Origin of the sequence: Paeniglutamicibacter selenitireducens (assembly GCF_051550675.1) — a bacterium.
Lineage (GTDB): Bacteria > Actinomycetota > Actinomycetes > Actinomycetales > Micrococcaceae > Paeniglutamicibacter.
This window is the reverse complement of sequence record NZ_JBPULF010000010.1, coordinates 116,349-131,363: the sequence shown is the minus strand read 5'-3', so window position 1 is coordinate 131,363 and position 15,015 is coordinate 116,349. Positions and strand designations below refer to the sequence as shown.

Genomic DNA, 15,015 nt, shown 5'->3' with positions numbered 1-15,015 from the left:
CGGCTATGGGGGTCGAGTGCCCGCCTGAGCGATTGGTGGTAAGACAATGCCCGAAGGGGATACGGTTTTTCGCACGGCACGTCGGTTGGAAGCAGCGCTGGCCGGCCGGCGCTTGAGCGTGAGCGACTTCCGGGTTCCGGAGCATGCGACGCTCTCCATTGTGGATTGGTTGGTCGAGTCCGTGGTCTCCCGCGGCAAGCACCTGCTGATCCGCGTCAAGCCACCGGCCAAGGTCGCCGCGCCGCCGCTGAGCATCCACTCGCACCTGCTCATGGACGGCCACTGGGATGTCTACGCCTCCGGCGAGCGCTGGCGCACCCCGGCCTTCAAGGCCCGTGCGGTGCTGGGCAATCCCGCCTTCACCGCCGTCGGCTTCGACCTGGGGTTCCTGCACGTGCTGCGTACCAGCGACGAGGTCGAGGTGATCGGGCACCTCGGGCCCGACCCGCTGGGCCACTCGTGGGATCCGGACGAGGCGGTGCGCCGCCTGAGGGGCAACCCTGAGCGGCCCATCGGCCTGGCGCTGCTTGACCAGCGGCTGATCAGCGGGCTGGGCAACGTCTACCGCTCGGAGCTGCTCTTTGTCACCCGCGTGCACCCGCGGACGCCGGTGGGCGCCGTTGAGGACCTGGGCCACCTGGTGGACATCGCACACCGCCTGCTGCACGCCAACAAGGACCGGGCACGCCGCGTGACCACCGGTACCGACGGCATGAACCCGTACTGGGTGTACGGCAGGGACGGCCAGCCGTGCATGCGCTGCGGCGGCCTGCTGCACAAGGACTCGCTGGCCGAATCCCCGCGCAGCGCCGAACGCGACGTGTATTTCTGCCCGGAATGCCAGCACGTCTACGTCCCGACGAGCGAAACGGCGCACTAGGCCGCGACGCCGTGCAACGGTGCGGCCCCGGTTCCCCCGTTGCGGGTTCCCGGGCTGCACCCTTCCGTTTCCGGGACGCACACCCGCGGCATGACAGACTTGGTTCCATGGCCATGCTCTCCCCCCTGCCCGTCCGCAACGGCGTCAACGCCACCCGTCTCCGCATCCCCTCCGCCGGGGAATGGGAGACCGTCTGCGACTACATGCTCCACCGCTTCGGGCACGTGGACGCCGCCGGCATCGTGCGGCGCTTCGAGTCCGGCGAGGTGGTTGGCTTGGGCGGGGTACCCCTTGAACGCTCCACGCCGCTGGGAGCGCACGAATTCATTTGGTACTACCGCAACCTGCCCGTCGAGCCGGAGATCCCGTTCACCGAATCGGTGCTGCACCACGACGAGCACCTGTTGGTCATCGACAAGCCCCACTTCCTGCCCACCACCCCCGGCGGGCGCTTCATCCAGCAATCGGCGCTCGTCCGCCTGCGCAACAAGCTGGGCAACCCCGATCTGATCCCCATGCACCGGTTGGACCGGGCGACCGCCGGCGTGCTGCTCTTCTCCACCAACCCGCAAACCCGCGGCGACTACCAGACCCTCTTCGAGCGCCGCGAGATCACCAAGACCTACGAGGCAGTCAGCGCCCTGGAAACCGTTGACGGACGCCCGGCGGGCGAGGTCATGGGCGTCGGCGGGCTCGGCGGGCGGGCGGAAGACCGCAGCGGCAATTTCGTCCCCGGCACCGCGGGCCCGGGCAATAGCCTGCTGGATGCCGCGGGGCTTGCCGCGGCGCTGGAGGGACTGCCACTGGTCTACCGGAACCGCATGAGCAAGATCAAGGGGCAGCTGCGCTCGCTGGTCGAGGCCGGGGAACCGAACGCGGAATCGCTGGTGGAGCTGCTGGCCACCGGTCCCTCCACGGGAACCTTCACGGGGCTGCAGGTCGCGAAGTTCCGCCTGAGCCCGCATTCGGGCAAGACCCACCAGTTGCGCGTGCACCTTGCCGCCTTGGGCCTGGGCATCCTGAACGACCCGTTCTACCCCACGCTGCTGGACCTGGCGCCGGACGACTACACCCGGCCGCTGCAGCTGCTGGCCCGCTCCATTTCCTTTGTCGATCCGATCAGCCAGGAACCCGTCACCTACACCTCCGGGCTTGAGCTCTCCGAGTCCCCGGCCGCGTAGCCGCGACCCGCGGAGGCACGGAGTCCACGACCGCCCGGCACGGGGAGCCCGGCACCGGGGTCCGGGATTTCCCTTTCGGGGATCCACCAACGCGGGCCCGATCTTCGGTACGCTGGTCGAAATCGTACTGGCCGGAATGCCACCGGCCGGGTCACTGGCTTTGCACAGGCGACGAAGGGGCTGAGCATGAGCACATCGGACACCCACACCACTGCCGCGTCCGCGGCCCTTGCCCGTCTTCGAAACGACACGTCCGGCGCCGAAGACGGGTCCACGGATCCGGCGTTTCCCTTGGCCGCGGGCTCCGGGGCACGTGGTCCCGCCGGAACCGCACCGGAACCGCCGTCCCCTGAAGCCCCGGCAGCGCCCGCACCGCCGGCCACGGCCCACCCCGCGCAGCCGCCTGCTGAGCACCTCTCCGAGCGCATCGCCCACCCCGTGCCGCGCCACCGCGGGGAAGAACCACGGGACCTCGACGAGCTGCTCCACCCCGACAGCCCGCAGCCGCGCACCGGCCCGCCCTTCAGGCACCTGGACAGCGAAGACTGGTCGGGTGCCGATCCCGCCGGCCAGCCTGAACCCCCGCGGGAACCATCCACCGCACGGGCCGCGGCGACTCCGCCCAAGCCCTCCACGGCTCCCCGGGTTCCCGGGGCACCGGCCGCATCCGTTGCAACTGCCGTTCCTGCAGCGGCAAGCACGGCAAGCACCGCCGCCCCGGCAGACGGGCTCGAATCTGTTGCCGTCTCCGGGGGTTTCCGGTCGGTCAATGGCTGGCTCGATGCCCTCCCCGAACCCGAATGGGAACGGATCGGCGACAAGATCTACTCATCCCCGGCCACATTCAAGGCCAGGATGCTCAGGGCGAGGGTCGAACGCGCACGGGCCGCCGAGACCCGCGAACGAACCCGTCTGGTGGAAGCCGCCCACACGGAGGCCCTGGCCGAGGCCGCCCAACGTGAGGAGGCCGAACACGCGGCCCGTTTCCGCGCCGAGCAGGAAGCCGTTGAACGCCAGCTCCTCGAGGAGGAGCGCCGGGAGCGGCTGCTGGAGCAACAGCGCTCCGCTGCGCGACCCACCGAACCACGCCGGCCCGCAAGCCCCGAGGCACTCGCAGCCCTGGTGGCAAGCGCCAAGGCCGCCATCGACCGCCAGCAGGCGCTGGCGGAACCCCTCTACGTCGCCCCCTACACCCTGCCGGACGACTCACCCAACCCGGAACCCACGGCCCAGGACACCATCCGGCGCTGGCTTTTCACCTTCGCCGCGGCCGCCCTCGGAATCGCGGTGATCCTCGGCCTCGACGCCCCGGCCTCCGGCGCCTTCCCCGGCCAAAGCACCACGTTGTCCCTGGCACCCGCGGCCTTCACGGTGGTTGCGGTGATGGCGGTTTGGGCGTTGGCCGGCTCGCTCTTCGCCTGGCATCCCGCGCAGGCCTCCGCGCTACGACAGCGCGCCGTGGGCCGCACCTTCCCGGCGGCGCTGCTCGCCTGCCTGCTGTGGCTGGTGTCCGTAAACGCGGGATCCCGGTTCCTTGCCTTTTGCACCGCGGCCGTGGCCGCCGGGTTGCTGTTGGCAACGGTACGCGAACTGAACAGGTACACGGCCCGGAACAGGCTCGAGCGCATGCTCACCGATGCGCCGGTGGGGCTGATGGCAGGGTTCTTCCCCATTGTGGCCGCCGCGTCGCTGGCGGAGCTGCTGCAGTCCTGGAACGTCTTCGCGTTCCCCGTGGTGCTGGCCTCTCTGGCGGTGCCGGGGCTGGGCTACCTCGCCCTCGCGTTCACGCGGACCGAACGAGGGCGCATCGTGCTGGCCCTGGGGTTCGTCTGGGGCATGTTCTGGTTGATGATGCCGCGGCTCGTGGGCCCGGAGCGCTCGGTCCTTGTGGCAGTGCTGGCCGCGATGACGGGGTTCGTGGTGCTGGTGGCCACGGAGAACCGGCGCTACCAGATCAACCACGCCGAGCACCGGGCGGCGCTGGGCAAGCGAACGGTCTTCTAACGCCGGGGTTCCGGCGCACGTGTTCCGCCCGCGGCGGCTAGCGCCGCAGCACCACCCAGCGGCCCTTGACCCGGCGCAGCACCACGAGCTTCTCGCTCACCGCCACGGACTCCACCGCCGCTCGCATCAGCGCGGCCGATTCGATGCCCGTGGCATCGGGCCTGCCGTCGTCGTCCACCGTGTAGCGCACCGTGATGCGCGGGACCCCGGCAATGACGTCAAGCTGGTTGGCATCCACGTGGTGGCGTTCGGCCAACGCCGCCACCGCGGAATCCATGACGGCTTCCGGGGCGTGTCCCGGGCGAAGGCCCATGATGTTCAGCTGCGCGCGGTAGGAAGGCATGCCTCCCAGCCTAGTGTGCGGGCCCGTCCGGGGCCCTGTCCCCCGGGCCGTCCACCCTGGCGTGGCAGACTGGATCCATGAGTGCACCAACGGAATTCGCCCTGTGGCGACGCATGCGCAACGAGGGCCTGGCCGTCGAGTTCGGCTGGCTGACGCTGAGCAGCTACCAGTGGCTGCCCGGCACGCCCGGGCCACTTGACCTGCTGCCGGGCCTCTGGAGCGCCGACGCCGACGCCGCCCGTGTCGTGTTTGCCCCCGGGGACGGTGTCACGGACACCGACGGCCTGCCGCTGTCCGGAACGCTGGAAAAGCGGCTGGACGAGGGCGAGTCGATCCACTGGGTGCGCTTCGGCGACGTCCTGGCCGAGCTGGGCGTGCGCGATGGGCGGTACATGGTCCGCACCCGCAACCGCAGCCACCCCACGCTGCGCGGGTTCACCGGTGTGCCGGTCTTCGAGTACGATCCGGCATACGTTCTCCGGGGCCGCTTCACAGCGTTCGAGACCCCGCGCACCGTGCCGATCGGCAGCTTCCGCGAGGACGCGAACTTCACCGCGGAGCTGGCGGGCGAGGTTGCCTTCGAGCTGGCCGGGCGGGCGCATCGCCTTGCGGCGACCCGGAACGACGACGGATCGCTGGTGCTGGCCTTCGGCGATTCCACGAACGGCGCGGGAACCGCGGCCTGGCGCTTCGTGGGCGTCCCGGCGCCGGCCGCCGACGGGTCGGTGGACATCAACTTCAACCGCACGCTGAACTACCCGATGGCCTTCTCCCCGTACGCGGTGTGCCCGGCGCCGGCGGCGGGGAACCGGCTGGATGTCCCGGTCCGGGCCGGGGAAAAGCAGCCGGAACAGCTGCCCGGGTAGCCGGTTCCCGGCCTGGCCCACACTTGTTCCCGGCCGGGCCGGTCGCCCTACTTCGGCCCCATGCGGATGGCGCCGTCGAGCCTGATGGTTTCCCCGTTGAGCATCTGGTTGGCCACGATATGGGTGACCAGGGACGCGTACTCCGCGGGCCTGCCCAGCCGGGCCGGGTGCGGCACCTGCGCGCCAAGCGAGGCCTGCGCCTCTGCGGAGAGCGAGGCCATCATCGGGGTCTCGAAGATGCCCGGGGCGATGGTCATGACGCGGATGAGGTGGCGGGCCAGCTCCCGGGCCAGCGGCAGCGTCATGGCGGCGACGGCGCCCTTGGAGGCCGAGTAGGCGGGCTGGCCGATCTGCCCGTCGAAGGCTGCCACCGAGGCGGTGTTGATGATGACGCCGCGTTCCTGCGTGCCGGTGACGGAATCGGTGAGTGCCTCCTGGGCGGCCATGGCCTCGGCGGCCAGCCGGATGACGTTGAAGGTGCCCGTCAGGTTGATGGCGATGACCCTCTCGAAGTTCGCCAGCGGCAATACGCCCTCGCGCCCCAGCACCTTGCCCGGGGTGGCGACGCCGGCGCAGTTCACCACCACGCGCAGCGGGCCCAGTTCCAGGGCCGCGGCTATCGCGGCACGCACGTCGTCCTCGTTGGTGACGTCCGCGGGCACGAAGCGGGCCCGTTCCCCCAGCGCCGCGGCGGTGTCGGCGCCCCTGGAGCCGGGCAGGTCCAGCAGGACCACCGAGGCTCCGGCGTCGTACAACGCCTTGGCCGTTGCCGCCCCCAGGCCGGAGGCCCCGCCGGTGACAAGCGCTACGGAATCGGTGATCAGCATGGGCCCTCCATCAGGGGTACGTTCCAGGGGTGCCCCGGGACGGCAATTTGAGTTAGAAGTTGTTAACTCATGCCAGCCTAGACCGGGAACCGCCCGGACAGAAGGGCACAGGGCCGAAGGGTGCCGGACATAGAATGTGGCCATGAAGCGCTTCATCCTTCTTTCCACCCGCGAACACGAGCTGGCCGCGGCCGACGAGGTGCGCGGGGTCCTGGCCGCCGGCGGACTGCGCGAGGAACAGCTCCGGGTTATCAGCCTGGCCAAGACCCCCCTGGGACCCATCGACGAACTTGATTTGGGGAACTGCTCGGGAGTGATCCTCGGCGGCAGCCCGTTCAACGCCTCCGACGACCGCGCGAGGAAATCCGACCTGCAGAAGCGCTGCGAAGCCGATCTCGACTCGCTGCTCGATGTGCTCGTCGCCGAGGACTTCCCGTTCCTCGGTGCCTGCTACGGGGTCGGCACCCTCGGGGTCCACCAGGGCGGGGTCATCGACAGGACGTTCGGCGAACCCGTGGGAACCTCCCGCATCAGGGTCCTGGAGGCCGGGCGCGGGGATCCGTTGCTCGCGGGGATCCCCAATGAATTCGATGCCTTCGTGGGACACAAGGAGGCGGTCTCGGTGCTGCCCGCGGCGGCAGTGCTGCTGGCGGATTCCGAGGCCTGCCCGGTGCAGATGTTCCGCATCGGGTCAAACCTCTATGCCACGCAGTTCCACCCGGAACTGGATCCCGCAGGCCTGGCCCAGCGCATCATGGTCTACCGGGATGCCGGGTACTTCCCGCCGCACGAGGCACAGGAACTGCATGACCGGGCCCTTGCCTCCCGGGTGGATTGGCCGGAGAAGATTCTCCGGAATTTCGTGGGGCGCTACGGGGAAGACGGGGCGGCACATCCCCCGGGCGGCAGCTAGAAGATTCCCTGGCCGGCATCCAGCTTCGCGATGAATTCGGCGATCTTCTTGCGCCGGGTTTCCTCGCGCTTGACGGTGTGCAGGCGGAAGTAGATCGCAAAGATTTCGCTGCGGCCCAGGGTCGCCAGCTTCTCCTGCGCCGCCGGGTGCCCCTCCAACGCGGCAACGAAGTCCTCCGGCAGTTGCGCGTCCTTCTGGCCCGCGTAGGCGCTGTCCCAGCGGCCGTCGGCCTTGGCCGAGTCGACGGCCGCCAGTCCGGCGGGCACCATCAATCCCGCCTCCGTCAGGCGCGCGATGGTCTCCACGTTCTTGGCCGACCAGGTGCTCCTGGTGGTGCGCGGGGTGAACCTGTTGCTGAAGCTCTCCGCGTCGCGGCCGTTGCGCCGGCCGTCGATCCAGCCGAAACACAGCGCCTGCTCGACGGCCTGGGCGTAGGTCAGTTCGGTGACGCTGCCGCCCTTCTTGTGCAGCACCAGCTGCACCCCCGGGTGCGAGGCATGGTTCTCATGCAGCCAGGACCGCCATGCGTCCTCGTCGGGCACCAGGAGTTCTTCGAGTTCAATCGCCATAGAACCATCCCACCACACCACGGGCCCGAAGCAACAGGGAATGCCGCCGGGCTGTGGGCGGGCTCCTGAACGCCTACAGCACCTGCATGCCCTGCATGAACCCCTGCCGCGCCCGCACGACCCGGCGGGGATCCCAGCCGGGGCCGGGCGTTGAGGCAACCAGCAACTCCGTGTACGGGTGCTGCGGGGTGGAGAGCACCTGCGAGGTCGGCCCCTGCTCCACGATGGCACCCCGGAACAGCACCAGCGAACGCTGGCACAATTCCTGGATCACCGCGAGGTCGTGACTGACGAACAGGTAGCTGACCCCGGAGTCGCGCTGGATCTCCCCCAGCAGCTCGAGCACCTGGGCCTGGACCGAGACATCCAAGGCCGAGACGGCCTCGTCGAGCACCACGAGCTTCGGCTCCAGCGCCAGGGCCCGCGCGATGGCGATGCGCTGGCGCTGACCGCCCGAAAGCTCGTGCGGCTTCGCGTTTCCCTGGTTCCCGGTCAACCGGACCCTGTCCAGCAGCTCCGCCACCCGCGCCGTTGCCTCGGCCCGGGTGGAGACCATGCGGTGGGCCGCAAGCGCACGGCGCAGTGTCTCACCGACCGTCAGGTGCCGGTCGAGCGTTCCGTTGGGGTCCTGGAACACCATCTGCACGGCGCGCGCCCGGCGCATCCGCTCGCGGCGTCCGCGGGCCGGGGACAGGCGGTCCTCGCCGTCGATGGACACCGAACCGGAATCGGCCCGCTCCAGGCCCATGAGGATGCGGGCGATCGTCGACTTGCCCGAGCCCGACTCGCCGACAAGGCCCACGGCCTCCCCCGCCTCGATGGTGAAGCCCACCTTGTTGACGGCGACAACGTCCCTGACGTCGGTCGCGCCGCGGCGCATGTGGAACACGCGGTGCAGGTCTTTTACTTCAACGAGGCTCACGAGTCGACCTTCTTCTTCATGACGGGCGCGGTCTCGATGAGGCTCCGCGTGTAGGGGTGGACGGCATCCGCGAACAGCCCCGGCGCACGCAGGGTTTCCACGATCTCGCCGCGCCTGAGCACATAGATCCTGTCGCAGATGGCGGCCGCCAGGTGCAGGTCGTGCGTGATGAACAGCATGCCCAGCCCGCGCTCGCGGATCTGTTGCTGGAAGATAGCGAGCACCTCGGCCTGGGTCGTGACATCCAGGGCGCTGGTCGCCTCGTCGGCGAGGACCAGGCTCGGGTCGGTGCTCAGAGCTGCCGCGATCACGACGCGCTGCAGCATGCCGCCGGAGAGCTCGTGCGGGTACTGGCGCACCCGCAGCTCCGGCTGCGTGATGCCCACGGAGCCGAGCAGTTCGACGATCCGGGCCATGGCCCGCTCCCGCTTCCAGCCGTGCACGCGCACGAGCCGTTCGGCGAGCGAGTCCCCGATGCGGCGCACCGGGTTCAGCGCGGCCCGCGGGTCCTGCTGCACGAGGGCCGCCTTGGCGGCACGCACCTCGCGCACGGTGCCGGGGTCCGCGCCCATCATCTCGGTGCCGTCCACGCGGATGCTGCCGGACAGGGCCACCTCGTCCCCGTAGAGGCCCAGGGCCGCACGGATGCTCGTCGACTTGCCCGAGCCCGATTCCCCGACCAGCCCGACGAGTTCGCCGGGTGCCACGGAGAGGCTGATCCCGTGCAGGATCTCGACGGGTTCGCCGTCGCGTTCGAAGGCGAGCCGCAGGTCGCTGATTTCCAAGAGCATGACGCTATCCCCTTGCCTGGAGCCGGTCGGCAATGCGCACCCCGACGATGTTGACGGCCACGACCACGAGTGCGATCGCGAGGCCCGGGACCAGCGTCGGCAGGAAGTACCCCTGCGCGATGCCGGCTTGCCCTTCCTGGACCATGAGGCCCCATTCCGAGCTTGGCGGCTGGGCGCCGAAGCCGAGGTAGCTCAGCGTCGCCAGGCCCATGAGCACCTCGCCGAACTGGACCACCAGGAACCCCACGAGCGCCGGAAGCAGGTTCGGGACCACGCCGCGCACGCAGATGGTGAAGCCTCCGAGCCCCTGGGAGCGGTACGCATCGATGTAGGGCCGCGCCATCTCGCTGAGCGCAATGCTGCGCGTGTACTTCGCGATCACCGGGGCGTAGGCCAGCGACAAGGCGATGATCGCCGTCCACTTGCCCTTCCCGAAGACCGCTATCACCAGGACGACGAACAGCAGTCCGGGGAACGCGAACATGACATCGGTCAGCCGGGCCAGCACGGTGTCGACCCATCCCCCGCGCCATGCGGCACCCACGCCGATGGCGACGCCCAGCACGGTGGCCAGCGCGAGCAGGAGCACCGGCCCCACCAGGGTCTCCCCGGCGCCGATCAGCAGCCTGGAGAAGAGGTCCCGGCCGAGTTGGTCGGTGCCCAGCAGGTGCCCAGGACCGGGCCCGGCCCAGATGGCGGAGAAGTCGATCTCGTCCGCGGCGTGCGGGGCTAGGAACGGGCCCGCGAGGGCCGCGAGCACCGCCAGGGCCAGGAAGCCCGCGGCGATCCAGAAGCCGGGCGGATTGCCCTTCCTTTTCCCCCGCCGCACCGGGGTGCGCGGGGCCATGGCCACGCTCATGATGTCACCGCCTGTTCCTTGATTCGGGGGTCCAGCAACGGCAGGCAGAGGTCCACGAGGGTCGTCACAGCCATGTAGGCGACCACCATGAAGAGCAGCACCGCCTGGACGAGTGGAAAGTCGTGGGTGTTGATGCCCTCGACGAGCAGCGACCCGATGCCCGAGATGCCGAAAACGGTCTCGACCGCGACCGTGCCGGCGATCATGCTCGCCGTCACCAGGGCGACCATCGTCAGGATCGGGCCCCAGGCACCGCGAAGCACGTGGTCCCGGACGATGTAGCGCTCGCGCAGGCCGGTGGCCCTCGCCGCCTCGACGTGCTCGGAATCGAACTGCTCCACCATCGACTGCCGGGTGACCCGGCTGATGATGGCCAGCGCCCCGAGCGAAAGCGTGATCGCCGGGAGCGTCAGGGCATGCAGCCGGTCAAGCCCGCCACTGCCGGCGCCCGCGACGGGGAACCATTGGAGTTCCACCGCGAAAAGCGCCACCAGGGCGATGCCCAGCACGAAGGCCGGGACACTCGCCGCGAGCGTCGTGCCACCGACGATCAGCGTGTCGGTGGTGCGCCGGCGCCTGACCGCGGCAAGGATTCCCAGGCCGATGCCGAAGACGCACATCAGCACCGCGGCATAGGCCACGAGCGAGAGCGTGACAGGCACGCGCGAGGCAAGGATCATCGCCACGGGCTGGCGGTACTTGAAGGAGTCGCCCAGGTCGCCGGTGAAGACGCCCGAGGCCCAGTGCCAGTACTGCGCAACCAGCGGCTCGTTGAGGTGGTACTGGGCCCTGACGCTCTCGATCCGCTCCGGGGTGACGTCCTCGGAGCTGCCGATGAGGAAGGTCACCGGGTCTCCGGGTGCCGCGAACATCGCGGCGAAGATCACGAAGGAGGCGATCACGAGGGTCAGCAGCAGCCCACCGGTTTTTCGGATCATGCGGGACATGGCCGGTTACCCCTTCTCGCTGCCGATGTCTGCGGCCCACGGGTAGTAGAGGTAGGCCGCGGAGGAGGGTGCGCCGGTGACCTGGTTGGACATCACCAGCGTGGCGGGTGTCGCGACGACCGGCAGCCAGACGGCGTTCTCCACCCACTTCTTCTCGAGCTCGACGGTGATCCCGGCGCGCTTGGCGTCGTCGGTCGCCGCGTAGCCCGCATCAACGAGGGCGTCGTACTCGGGGTCGTTGTAGCCGACGAAGTTCCGTGCCGAGTCGGACCGGCCGTTCTTGTAGAAGCCCAGCGGGTCTGCCTTGGAGATGTAGTAGACATCGGGCCACAGGTCCGCCGAGTTGCGCAGCTGCTCGTCGTTGTAGAAGTCGCCGTACTGCACCTCGGGCACCGCGAGGATGCCGGCCTCGAGGCCGATCTTCTTGGCGGCGTCCATCAGCGCACCGGCGATCACGTTGTGCACGGGCGACCCGTTCGACGCGATGACCAGCGGTTCCTGCGGGGCACCGGCCTCGGCCACCAGCTTCTTCGCCGCCTCGAGGTCCGCATCGCTTGGTTTCGCGGGGGCGCCCTGGAGCTGGTCGTACGCAGCCTTGAACGTCTCGAGCTCGTAGCCCCAGGCGCCGGATCCCACGGGGGTCTTCCACGGCTGTGCGAGCCCGCCGAAGGCGGCGTTCGCGATGCCCTCGCGGTCGATGGCCAGGGACAGGGCCCGGCGCAGGCGCACGTCCGTGAGCGCGCCCTTCGGCGTGGCCTCGGCAACCCACGCGTTCGTGGAGGGTCCCTGGAACACCGAGTTCGTGGTGCTGGAAACGAACGGCCGGGCGGCGGCGGGGTTTTCGAAGTACGCGCCCTGGACCTCGCCGGCAGTCAGGCTGTTGATTGTCGCTGCCTCGTCGGCCCAGCGCAGCACCACGCGGCCGGTCTTGCCGATCCGGTCCTTCTGCCAGTAGTCCTCGTTGCGCACCAGCGTCAGCTGCTGGCCGGGGGTCCATTCTTCCACCTCGTAGGGGCCGCCGCATGCGGAGGCCGAGGTCGGGCTGCCGAACTTGTCGCCCTCGGCCTCGATGACGCGCGGGTTCCAGACGATGCCGCCGTCCCCGGCCATCGCCTGCAGGAAGATCGCGTCGGGTTGCGTGGTGGTCACGGTGATCTGGTCGTCGGCCGTCTGGTCGATCGAGACGACGTTCTTGTATTCGTCCGATTCCCCGGCGCCCTCGGCCGCGTGGCGCTTCATGCTCCACAGGACGTCGGCGGTGGAGACCTTGCTGCCGTCGTGGAAGGTGGCGTCCTGGCGGATCGTCAGCAGCAGGTGCGTGTCGTCCTTCCACTGCGCGTCCGAGGCGACACCGTGGCCGAGCGACAGGTCAGGCCGGACCTGCATCAGCCTGTCGCAGGTGTTCGCCAGGATCATGTCATCGGGCGTCGTCGCGTCGATGTCGGAGTCCAGCGTCGTCGGCTCGCCCGGCAACATCCATGTCACTGTCTCGAGGGAACCCGCCGCCGTCGGCGACGAGGGGTTGAACGGGACCTTGAGTTCCTGGCCGGCGGAACCCCCGTTTGCGGGGTTTCCCGACGCGCAGGCGGTCAGGCCGAGGGAGGCAATTGCCGCCATGCCGAGCGCCGAGGCAAGCCATCGGTTCTTCGTGTTTGTCATCTGGATACGTCTCCTTGCGTTAATGGTGGGTTGTTGCAGGGAATACTGAAAGGGACAGGGAGTTATCGGCGCCGCCCGGGCCGTCGTAGATGTTCCAGGGGAGGCGGGTGTACGGGGTCTGGCACGGGTAGCCGGCGGCCACGTGGTACTCGCCGCTGGTCAGGTCGACACAGCTGGAAAGCAGGGTCGACCACTGCTTCAGCGGGTCGGCGGAGGGCACGGGGTGCGTGCAGACGCCCTCCGGGTATCCCAGGTGGTCGGACATCGCAGCGCGGACAAGTTCGCGGCCCTCCTCGGCGGTCGTCGCTGCAGCGACCTTGCGCAGCCCCGAGCTCACGCGCGGGAGGCGGATGAGCGAGTCGACGGAGGCGGGGCGGTAGCGGCCGGCGAGCTGCGGCGGAACCGACGCCTGGTAGTGGTTGGTGTGCGCGATCATGTCGCCCTCGGGGTAGATCCAGTCGATGCCGTGGGGCGTGGTCTCGATGTCGACCCCGAAGCCGCTGCGGTGCGCCAGCAGGGCGTTGCTGGCAATGTGGGGCTTTGTCTTCACGAGCGTCTTGAGTGCCGAGGCGAGATCGGACTGGTCCAGCACGAGGCGGCGGATGAGGGTCTGCGGCAGGCCGCGCTCCGAGCCGAAGGTTCCGCCCAGGCCGTTTGCGTTGAGGGCGATGCCTGCCGAGTTTGCGCCATGCCGGCCCACCTGGCCGGCTTCCACCTGCATCACGATGGTGGGCAGCGGATCCTGCTTGATGCGCAGCACCATTGTCGTTTCGGCGGTCAGTGTCCGCCAGTCCCAGTTCTGGCCGATCAGCGTGTGGCCGGTTCCGCTCGCGGCGCCGGTGAGGAAGAACGAGGTGCAGCCGTCGACCGAGCTGCGTTCCTCCTCGTCGATCTCGTGCGCGTCCAGTGCGGCGCCGTGGCCGGCCTGCCGGGCGCGGTGGCTGTGCACGAATTCACCGCGCAGGTTCAGCGCCAGGATTTCCTCGTAGGCGACGCCCGCTCCTTCGGCGATGCCGCGCATTTCTTCCACCAGGTGCGGTGCCAGCTGCTCGCACAGCTCCTGCCAGGCGAGAACCGAGCGGGTGATGTCCGGCCAGGCCATGCCTGTCTGCTCTCCCAGCGCGGCGGCGTAGTAGCCGATGGCCTTGCCAATGAGATCGCGTGCTTGCTCGCCGTACTGCTGGCCGCGCTGGCGCGGCGTGCCGCTGATCTCGACTAGTCGGATGGGTGTGGTGCTCACGCGAGCGTCCTCTCTATGTCCCGGCAAACCGGGTAGTGTATGGAACAACCATTACAGAAGTTCGTGAACATGAATGAGATCTTACACACATGGATGACTTTGTAACAACCGATACAGCAAATCCGTCGATCACGCGTCTGCGCGACAGGATCGCCCGGTCCTGGGACGGGCTTTCCCGCGCCGAACGCGCGGTTTGCCGGGCGCTCTCCGCCATGTCCGCCGAACACCTGCTGTACTCGAGCGCGGCGGACCTCGGCCAGCAGAGCAAGACCTCAAACGCCACCGTGGTCCGCACGCTCCAGTCCCTGGGCTACTCGGGGCTCTCCGAACTCAAGCAGGAGATCGCCGCACCCCTGACCTCGAGCGTTGCCCCGGCAGTGCGCCTGCAGCAGCGCATCGACCACCTGGGCCAGGACATCGGGCGGATCCAGCACGAGATCTGGTCCGAGGCCCAGGGGCTTGTCGAGCTGGGCCGAAGCGCGAATTCCGACGAGTCCCTGACGCAGGCCATCAACCTCCTGATCCGCTCACGCACGGTGTATTGCTACGGGCTCGGTTCCTCGGCCGCGGCATCCGACCACCTGGCGATCCGCCTGGGCCGCACGGGGATCAACACCCGGCGGCTCACCAGCGACGGATTCCGGCTGGCCGACGAGATCCTGCACTTCGAGGCCCAGGACACGCTCGTGGTCTTCTCGCCGGGCCGCAAGACCCGCGACATCGAGGCGCTGGTCGACCAGGCCCAGCTCGTGGGGGGAAACATCATCCTTGTCACCGACCACCTGCACGAGAAACTCCCGCAGAGCGTCTCGGTGGTGCTTCGCGCACCGCTGACGCCCACCGGCCTCACCTCCGACGGGTTCACGGCCATCCTCGTCAGCGACATCCTCGCCCAGGGGATCACGGCCGTCGGGCCGGACATCGCCCTGCGTTCCTCGCACGTGCTCAACGACATCCGGGCGCGCCTGGGCTACTGATCCCCGCCTTCCCGGTACCGCCGGACCACCACACAAA

General features: G+C 69.2%; 15 protein-coding genes. 6 read left to right on the top strand and 9 right to left on the bottom strand.

All coding sequences use genetic code 11. The annotated features are described in order from the left end of the window. Positions 1-46 precede the first annotated feature (46 nt). The 3 genes from ACSYDW_RS16130 (at position 47) to ACSYDW_RS16120 (ending at position 4,065) form a co-directional block, all read left to right on the top strand. On the top strand, positions 47-880 hold the full coding sequence (locus tag ACSYDW_RS16130) for a DNA-formamidopyrimidine glycosylase family protein (RefSeq protein WP_438339746.1): 834 nt from the start codon (positions 47-49) through the stop codon (positions 878-880). Between the two features lie 113 nt (positions 881-993). Further along, complete coding sequence (locus ACSYDW_RS16125; RefSeq protein ID WP_438339793.1) at positions 994-2,061, top strand: pseudouridine synthase; 1,068 nt, start codon at positions 994-996, stop codon at positions 2,059-2,061. Between the two features lie 186 nt (positions 2,062-2,247). After that, complete coding sequence (locus ACSYDW_RS16120; protein ID WP_438339745.1) at positions 2,248-4,065, top strand: hypothetical protein; 1,818 nt, start codon at positions 2,248-2,250, stop codon at positions 4,063-4,065. 37 nt (positions 4,066-4,102) lie between these two features. Here the strand turns inward: ACSYDW_RS16120 and ACSYDW_RS16115 are convergent, their stop codons facing one another. After that, positions 4,103-4,408: a hypothetical protein gene (locus ACSYDW_RS16115; RefSeq protein WP_438339744.1), complete on the bottom strand. Its 306-nt coding sequence runs from the start codon at positions 4,406-4,408 to the stop codon at positions 4,103-4,105. 77 nt (positions 4,409-4,485) lie between these two features. Here ACSYDW_RS16115 and ACSYDW_RS16110 point away from each other — a divergent pair, with 77 nt between their 5' ends. Next, positions 4,486-5,274 carry a DUF1684 domain-containing protein gene (locus ACSYDW_RS16110; protein WP_438339743.1) on the top strand — a complete coding sequence of 263 codons (789 nt, stop codon included), beginning with the start codon at positions 4,486-4,488 and terminating at the stop codon, positions 5,272-5,274. A gap of 47 nt (positions 5,275-5,321) precedes the next feature. On the opposite strand, the gene ACSYDW_RS16105 is transcribed toward ACSYDW_RS16110, so the two are convergent. Further along, positions 5,322-6,101, bottom strand: coding sequence for an SDR family NAD(P)-dependent oxidoreductase (locus tag ACSYDW_RS16105; protein ID WP_438339742.1), 780 nt, complete (start codon positions 6,099-6,101; stop codon positions 5,322-5,324). A gap of 142 nt (positions 6,102-6,243) precedes the next feature. Here ACSYDW_RS16105 and ACSYDW_RS16100 point away from each other — a divergent pair, with 142 nt between their 5' ends. Then, positions 6,244-7,014 carry a glutamine amidotransferase gene (locus tag ACSYDW_RS16100; RefSeq protein WP_438339741.1) on the top strand — a complete coding sequence of 257 codons (771 nt, stop codon included), beginning with the start codon at positions 6,244-6,246 and terminating at the stop codon, positions 7,012-7,014. Here ACSYDW_RS16100 and ACSYDW_RS16095 read toward each other — a convergent pair. The 7 genes from ACSYDW_RS16095 to ACSYDW_RS16065 all read right to left on the bottom strand — a co-directional run bounded on the left by ACSYDW_RS16095 (position 7,011) and on the right by ACSYDW_RS16065 (position 14,001). Then, entirely contained in the window at positions 7,011-7,583 is a 573-nt protein-coding gene (locus ACSYDW_RS16095) for a YdeI/OmpD-associated family protein (RefSeq protein WP_438339740.1), read from the bottom strand. The genes ACSYDW_RS16100 and ACSYDW_RS16095 overlap by 4 nt on opposite strands. 73 nt (positions 7,584-7,656) lie before the next feature. Then, the gene (locus ACSYDW_RS16090) at positions 7,657-8,505 is read right to left on the bottom strand and encodes an ABC transporter ATP-binding protein (RefSeq protein WP_438339739.1); all 849 of its coding nucleotides are present in this window, start codon (positions 8,503-8,505) and stop codon (positions 7,657-7,659) included. Further along, positions 8,502-9,296, bottom strand: a complete 795-nt coding sequence (locus ACSYDW_RS16085; RefSeq protein WP_438339738.1) for an ABC transporter ATP-binding protein — start codon at positions 9,294-9,296, stop codon at positions 8,502-8,504. The genes ACSYDW_RS16090 and ACSYDW_RS16085 overlap by 4 nt, the downstream gene beginning before the upstream one ends. Before the next feature lie 4 nt (positions 9,297-9,300). Continuing rightward, positions 9,301-10,155 (bottom strand): ABC transporter permease, encoded by an 855-nt coding sequence (locus tag ACSYDW_RS16080; RefSeq protein WP_438339737.1) that lies wholly within the window; start codon positions 10,153-10,155, stop codon positions 9,301-9,303. After that, positions 10,152-11,102 (bottom strand): ABC transporter permease, encoded by a 951-nt coding sequence (locus ACSYDW_RS16075; protein WP_438339736.1) that lies wholly within the window; start codon positions 11,100-11,102, stop codon positions 10,152-10,154. Before ACSYDW_RS16075 ends, ACSYDW_RS16080 begins: the two co-directional genes overlap by 4 nt. Positions 11,103-11,108: 6 nt before the next feature. Continuing rightward, positions 11,109-12,761, bottom strand: coding sequence for an ABC transporter substrate-binding protein (locus tag ACSYDW_RS16070; protein ID WP_438339735.1), 1,653 nt, complete (start codon positions 12,759-12,761; stop codon positions 11,109-11,111). Positions 12,762-12,780: 19 nt separating this feature from the next. Beyond that, positions 12,781-14,001, bottom strand: coding sequence for a C45 family autoproteolytic acyltransferase/hydrolase (locus ACSYDW_RS16065; RefSeq protein WP_438339734.1), 1,221 nt, complete (start codon positions 13,999-14,001; stop codon positions 12,781-12,783). Between the two features lie 89 nt (positions 14,002-14,090). Between ACSYDW_RS16065 and ACSYDW_RS16060 the strand changes: the two genes are divergently transcribed. After that, positions 14,091-14,978 carry a MurR/RpiR family transcriptional regulator gene (locus ACSYDW_RS16060; RefSeq protein ID WP_438339733.1) on the top strand — a complete coding sequence of 296 codons (888 nt, stop codon included), beginning with the start codon at positions 14,091-14,093 and terminating at the stop codon, positions 14,976-14,978. Positions 14,979-15,015 lie beyond the last annotated feature (37 nt).

Coding starts and splice junctions, on each gene's coding strand:
- ACSYDW_RS16095 (WP_438339740.1), bottom strand. CDS start 7,583: ATGGCGATTGAACTCGAAGAACTCCTGGTGCCCGACGAGGACGCATGG.
- ACSYDW_RS16080 (WP_438339737.1), bottom strand. CDS start 10,155: ATGAGCGTGGCCATGGCCCCGCGCACCCCGGTGCGGCGGGGGAAAAGG.
- ACSYDW_RS16100 (WP_438339741.1), top strand. CDS start 6,244: ATGAAGCGCTTCATCCTTCTTTCCACCCGCGAACACGAGCTGGCCGCG.
- ACSYDW_RS16125 (WP_438339793.1), top strand. CDS start 994: ATGCTCTCCCCCCTGCCCGTCCGCAACGGCGTCAACGCCACCCGTCTC.
- ACSYDW_RS16115 (WP_438339744.1), bottom strand. CDS start 4,408: ATGCCTTCCTACCGCGCGCAGCTGAACATCATGGGCCTTCGCCCGGGA.
- ACSYDW_RS16060 (WP_438339733.1), top strand. CDS start 14,091: ATGGATGACTTTGTAACAACCGATACAGCAAATCCGTCGATCACGCGT.
- ACSYDW_RS16085 (WP_438339738.1), bottom strand. CDS start 9,296: ATGCTCTTGGAAATCAGCGACCTGCGGCTCGCCTTCGAACGCGACGGC.
- ACSYDW_RS16130 (WP_438339746.1), top strand. CDS start 47: ATGCCCGAAGGGGATACGGTTTTTCGCACGGCACGTCGGTTGGAAGCA.
- ACSYDW_RS16110 (WP_438339743.1), top strand. CDS start 4,486: ATGAGTGCACCAACGGAATTCGCCCTGTGGCGACGCATGCGCAACGAG.
- ACSYDW_RS16075 (WP_438339736.1), bottom strand. CDS start 11,102: ATGTCCCGCATGATCCGAAAAACCGGTGGGCTGCTGCTGACCCTCGTG.
- ACSYDW_RS16120 (WP_438339745.1), top strand. CDS start 2,248: ATGAGCACATCGGACACCCACACCACTGCCGCGTCCGCGGCCCTTGCC.
- ACSYDW_RS16070 (WP_438339735.1), bottom strand. CDS start 12,761: ATGACAAACACGAAGAACCGATGGCTTGCCTCGGCGCTCGGCATGGCG.
- ACSYDW_RS16105 (WP_438339742.1), bottom strand. CDS start 6,101: ATGCTGATCACCGATTCCGTAGCGCTTGTCACCGGCGGGGCCTCCGGC.